This window comes from Cereibacter changlensis JA139 (genome assembly GCF_003034985.1).
GTDB classification, from domain to species: domain Bacteria; phylum Pseudomonadota; class Alphaproteobacteria; order Rhodobacterales; family Rhodobacteraceae; genus Cereibacter; species Cereibacter changlensis.
Map to the genome: position 1 here is coordinate 1 of NZ_PZKG01000215.1, position 4484 is coordinate 4484.

The following is a 4484-nucleotide window of genomic DNA, read 5'->3' on the forward strand; positions in this document are numbered from 1 at the left end:
GGGGCGGGTGTGGATCAGCATGGGGATGAGCCAAGCACCAGCCTTGCCGCGCGGTCAATGGCAGAATCGGTCAGGCCCCGAAGCGGAAGCCGTGCAGCACCTGCCCATGGGTCTTCAGCCAGCGGCGCGGCGCGGCATAGCCCGGCAGCAGCCGCTGCACCACGGCCCAGAAGGCAGGCGAGTGGTTCATCTCGGCCAGATGCGCCACCTCATGCGCCGCGACGTAGTCCAGCACCTCCGGCGGGGCGAGGATCAGCCGCCAGGAGAACATCAGCGACCCGTCCGCGGTGCAGGAGCCCCAGCGCGAGCGCGTGTCGCGCAGCGTCAGCCGCGCATAGGGCCGCCCCAGCGCCCCCGCATGCCGGTCGCAGGCCTCGGCCAGCCGGTCGCGGGCCCGCGCCTGCAGGAAGGTCGCCACCCGCACCGCCACCCGCGCCGGATCGCCCGGCACCAGGAGCGAATCGTCCTCGATCCGCGGCGAGCGCCCCTTGCCCTCGCGGATCGTCAGCCGCCTGCCCTCCACCGGCAGAAGCGTACCGAGCCCCACCACCGCCGTCTGCGGCACCCCGGCCAGCGCCTGCCTCAGCCAGCCTTCCTGGTCGCGGACAAAGGCCATCGCCTCGGCCTCGCGCGCGCCCATGGGCAAAGACAGGGTGACCCGCCCGTCGAGCCGCGAGACGCGCAGCGAAAACCGCCGGGCCCGCGCCGAACGGCGCAGGGTGATCTCGACGGGGGGCGGGCCGGGCAGGACGGGCATGAAGTCTCCGGGAACGGGAGGCGCAGAATAGCCGCAACCCCGCGCGGCGAAAGCCCGAAACACCAAAAATGAGAATGCCCACCCCGAGCCGAAGCCGAAAGCCGGAGTCTTCTGCGAAGACTCCGCACCACGATCTTTCTGCGAAAGATCCCCTCCCGCGTTTTCGCAGAAACGCGCCCCCCGAATTTTCGCAGAAAATTCGCCCTGCTCCGCCACGCCATCACGAGCGCGCAAGCCTGCCGCGAAAGGCTTTGACACCCGCCCGCCCTTGTGGCAAGCGACTGCAATTCTGCACCAGCCAGCCTTGCAAGGGGATCACCATGCCCAAAGAAGAATGGGGCACGAAGCGCATTTGCCCGACGACAGGCAAACGCTTCTATGACCTGAACCGCAGTCCGATCGTCAGCCCCTACACGGGCGAGGTCGTCGATATCGAAAGCGCCCGCCGCAAGGCCGTCGCCGCGGTCATCGCCCGCGTCGCTCCCGAGAAGGACGACGACGTTCTGGTGGACGATCTGGAAACCGATGACGACCTGCTGGAAACCAGCTCGACCGAAGACAGCGATGTCGATGACGACCTGCTGGAAGACGACGCCGACGACAACGTGTCGCTCGACGATCTGGCCGATGTGGCCAGCGACGAGGAAGACGTCTGAGAAGATGACGGAGAGGGCGCTTTTTCCTCTTGCGCCCTCTCTCGCGGTTCACTAGATAGCCCAAGCGAAGCCGAAACGCTTCGCACTCCGGTGGGGTCATAGCTCAGTTGGGAGAGCGCTTGAATGGCATTCAAGAGGTCGGCGGTTCGATCCCGCCTGGCTCCACCAAAATCTTCCCAAGACCGAAAAGCCGCCCTCCGGGGCGGCTTTCGTCTTTCCGGCCGCCGCGTCGGGAGCGGACCTCACTCCTCCTCGCTCTCCTCCCGCTCGACCGAGGCCTCGCCGCCCAGCGCGGTATAGCGCCGGTCCGCCAGCCATTGCAGCCGCTTGGCCTGGGTCAGCAGCACCCGGCGCAGGCCGCCCTGCACCTTGCGCTCCGAGATCACCTGGGCCAGCCGCGACAGGATCAGCGCCCGGCGGGCGATACGGAAATCCGGATGCGACCTGATTCTGTGCACGCCGTCGGAGACCAGCCGGAAGCGCAGCGAGGACGGCGCCTCCACCGCCATGACCGGCGCCGGCGGGTTCTTCTCGTTCAGGATCGCCTTGAACACGCTGCCGGCCACCGCCTGCTGGTAGACCAGATGCTCCAGCGCATCGAGATGCGCCTTGGCCCCGGCATCCTTCTTCGCGGTCCGCTCGAATTGCGGCAGCGGCCAAACCTCCACCTCGAACACCTCGAACGGGTCGAGCACCGACATGGCGACGGCGTCGGTGCGCTGGTTGGTCAGGTGCCGGCGGATCCGGGTGCTGATCTTCTCCTTGGTCTGGCCGACATAGATCGGCTCGCCATCATAGTCGAAGAAGGCATAGACGCCCCAGGTGAAGGAGCCCACGGCGCGGGGCCGCCCCAGCACGGGATCGTCGAAAGGCGTCGCCAGGAAGGCGGCGAGGTTCGAGCGGAGATCCTCCGTCTCGAACGGCGGGTAGTTGGTGTCATCCGGATTGCGCTGCATCATGGCCCGGGTCTAGCCGAGCTCAGGCCACCAGCGCCAGCCGGTTGCGCTTCAGCACCGGCTCGAAGATCCCCTGCGCCAGATGCCGGACCACCGGCACGGCGACGCCGTCCCCCGCCAGCTTGTAGGCATCGTTGTAGCGCTCCGGCAGGATGAAGCTCTCGGGCAGGCCCATCAGCGCCATCGCCTCGCGCGGCGACAGCAGCCGCGAGCGCACCGATCTGCCCTCCACCACCATGATGGTCTGGCGGCTCGACCCGCCCGACGGCGTGCGCAGGCAGCCGGCGATGTCGTCGAAGCGGACCTCTGCCCGCTGGCGCTTCACCCCATCGGCATCGGGACGGGTGCGGCGGTAGACCGTGCCGACCTTGCGCGTGCCGAGCTGCTTCGCCGCCTCGACCTTCTTGCGGTTCAGGTCGGTCATCAGCGACAGCAGATAGGCCGTCTCGGCCTTGCTGTGCCAGGTCACCCCCTTGGGGTCCTCCTCGATCAGCTCGGCCAGTGTGCTCTCGCGCGAGGCGGGGACGGGCAGGTTCCACCAGACCCAGCGTTCCTTGGCCTCGGCCGACAGCAGGTTGTGGCCCTCGACCAGCGCCGGCGGGTGCCAGACCGGCGAGGGCGCGGCCTGCAGGCAGCTCTCGGGCAGGCGCAGGTCGCCGCGGATGCCGATGATGAAGAAGCGCGGCCGCGACTGCGGCAGGAAATGCACGGCGTCGACCACCACGGCGCCGAAGCGGTAGCCCAGATCGGCGAAAGAGGCGGCCAGCGTGTGGAAATCCCGCCCGCCATTGCTGGTGATCGCGCCATAGACGTTCTCGACCGCCACCATCTTCGGGCCGCGGCCCTCATCCGTCAGGTCGCAGACCAGCTGCCAGAACGGCTTGAACATGCCGCTGCGCTTGCCTGCCAGACCGGCGCCCTTGCCGGCCAGCGACAGGTCCTGGCAGGGAAACGAGGCCCAGACCAGATCGGCGGTCCCCGGGATCTCGTCGGCCGTCACCTGCGCCACGTCCTTCAGCAGCAGCTCCTTGCCGCCGCCGTGGTTCACCCGGTAGCTGGCCGCCTTCTTGGCGTCGATGTCATTGGCGAAGAGGCACTGCCAGTCGGAGCCGAGGCCGAAGCCCGCCATCCCGCCGCCGGCGAAGAAGTCGTAGTAACTGTGCGGCATGGTCCCTCTCCGTCGCTCTCTTCTACCTACTTGAAGTCGCCGGCGCTTGTCCAAGGCTAGAAGCTCCGCAAGGCGGAAGGTGCCGCAAAAACCCGGACGGTTCAAGAACGAATAAGGAACGCCAGCGCGGATTGCCGCCGGCCTGCCGTCTCCTCCAATGGTCGCACGGAACCGGCGACCGGCTTCGCGTGTTGCCAACACAGCTCATCTGTCTGGAGACATATCATGAAGAAGATTTTCCTCGCTCTGCCGATCATGGCCGTTCTGGCCGGCTGCGAAACCCCGAACCAGAACCAGGCCGCCGGCGCCCTGACCGGCGCGGCGCTCGGCGCCGCTGTCTCGGGTGACGACGACCGTCTGACCGGCGCCGCTGTCGGCGCGGCCACCGGCGCCATCGCCGGCAGCCTGATCGGCCAGAACAGCAACGGCCAGTGCACCTACCGCAACGCCCGCGGCCAGACCTTCTACGGCCCCTGCTGATCCGGGCTTACTGATCCCACTCCGGCGCCGCTCCCCGCCGGAGCATTCCCTGACGCTCCGCCAGCACCTTCGGGCAGATTGGCGGAACGTCAGGGAATGACTTCGAACCGGTCCACATCGACCATGCCGTGATCCGTGATCTTCAGATGCGGGATCACCGGCAGCGCGAGAAAGGCCAGCTGCAGGAAGGGCTCCTCCAGCGTGACGCCCAGCGACCGCGCCGCCGCCCGCAGATCCACCAAAGCGTCGCGCACCACCTCGAAAGGCTCGAGGCTCATCAGCCCCGCCACCGGCAGCGCCAGTTCGGCCAGCACCCTGCCTCCCTCCACCACCACGAATCCGCCCTCGATCTCGCCCAGCCGGTTCGCGGCCAGCGCCATGTCGGCGTAATCCGCGCCCACCACGGCGATGTTGTGATGGTCGTGGCACACGGTCGAGGCGATCGCCCCCTTTTGGATCCCGAAGCC

6 protein-coding genes and 1 tRNA gene are annotated in these 4484 nt (G+C 68.0%); 3 read left to right on the forward strand and 4 right to left on the reverse strand.

The annotated features are described in order from the left end of the window. Nucleotides 1-70: 70 nt before the first annotated feature. A complete protein-coding gene (locus C5F48_RS21990) occupies nt 71-757 on the reverse strand; it encodes a M48 family metallopeptidase (RefSeq protein WP_107665883.1) in 687 nt (228 codons plus the stop codon). 320 nt (nt 758-1077) lie between these two features. Between C5F48_RS21990 and C5F48_RS21995 the strand changes: the two genes are divergently transcribed. Both C5F48_RS21995 and C5F48_RS22000 read left to right on the forward strand, forming a co-directional pair. Further along, complete coding sequence (locus C5F48_RS21995) at nt 1078-1413, forward strand: TIGR02300 family protein (protein WP_107665884.1); 336 nt, start codon at nt 1078-1080, stop codon at nt 1411-1413. A gap of 92 nt (nt 1414-1505) precedes the next feature. Beyond that, nucleotides 1506-1581: transfer RNA gene (locus C5F48_RS22000), tRNA-Ala, on the forward strand. Between the two features lie 74 nt (nt 1582-1655). Here C5F48_RS22000 and C5F48_RS22005 read toward each other — a convergent pair. Together C5F48_RS22005 and C5F48_RS22010 are read right to left on the reverse strand one after the other, a co-directional pair. Next, nucleotides 1656-2372 carry a GIY-YIG nuclease family protein gene (locus C5F48_RS22005; protein WP_107665885.1) on the reverse strand — a complete coding sequence of 239 codons (717 nt, stop codon included), beginning with the start codon at nt 2370-2372 and terminating at the stop codon, nt 1656-1658. A gap of 19 nt (nt 2373-2391) precedes the next feature. Beyond that, nucleotides 2392-3537 carry a DNA cytosine methyltransferase gene (locus C5F48_RS22010; protein WP_107665886.1) on the reverse strand — a complete coding sequence of 382 codons (1146 nt, stop codon included), beginning with the start codon at nt 3535-3537 and terminating at the stop codon, nt 2392-2394. Nucleotides 3538-3762: 225 nt separating this feature from the next. On the opposite strand from C5F48_RS22010, the gene C5F48_RS22015 reads away from it, so the two are divergent. Beyond that, complete coding sequence (locus C5F48_RS22015) at nt 3763-4017, forward strand: membrane lipoprotein lipid attachment site-containing protein (protein ID WP_107665887.1); 255 nt, start codon at nt 3763-3765, stop codon at nt 4015-4017. An 89-nt stretch (nt 4018-4106) separates the two neighbouring features. Here the strand turns inward: C5F48_RS22015 and C5F48_RS22020 are convergent. After that, on the reverse strand, nt 4107-4484 hold a 378-nt coding region (locus tag C5F48_RS22020), incomplete at its 5' end, for an adenine deaminase C-terminal domain-containing protein (RefSeq protein WP_308812775.1).

What these genes read in the sequence shown, in the direction of transcription:
- C5F48_RS21990 (WP_107665883.1), bottom strand. Translation starts at nt 757, where the DNA reads ATGCCCGTCCTGCCCGGCCCGCCCCCCGTCGAGATCACCCTGCGCCGT.
- C5F48_RS21995 (WP_107665884.1), top strand. Translation starts at nt 1,078, where the DNA reads ATGCCCAAAGAAGAATGGGGCACGAAGCGCATTTGCCCGACGACAGGC.
- C5F48_RS22005 (WP_107665885.1), bottom strand. Translation starts at nt 2,372, where the DNA reads ATGATGCAGCGCAATCCGGATGACACCAACTACCCGCCGTTCGAGACG.
- C5F48_RS22010 (WP_107665886.1), bottom strand. Translation starts at nt 3,537, where the DNA reads ATGCCGCACAGTTACTACGACTTCTTCGCCGGCGGCGGGATGGCGGGC.
- C5F48_RS22015 (WP_107665887.1), top strand. Translation starts at nt 3,763, where the DNA reads ATGAAGAAGATTTTCCTCGCTCTGCCGATCATGGCCGTTCTGGCCGGC.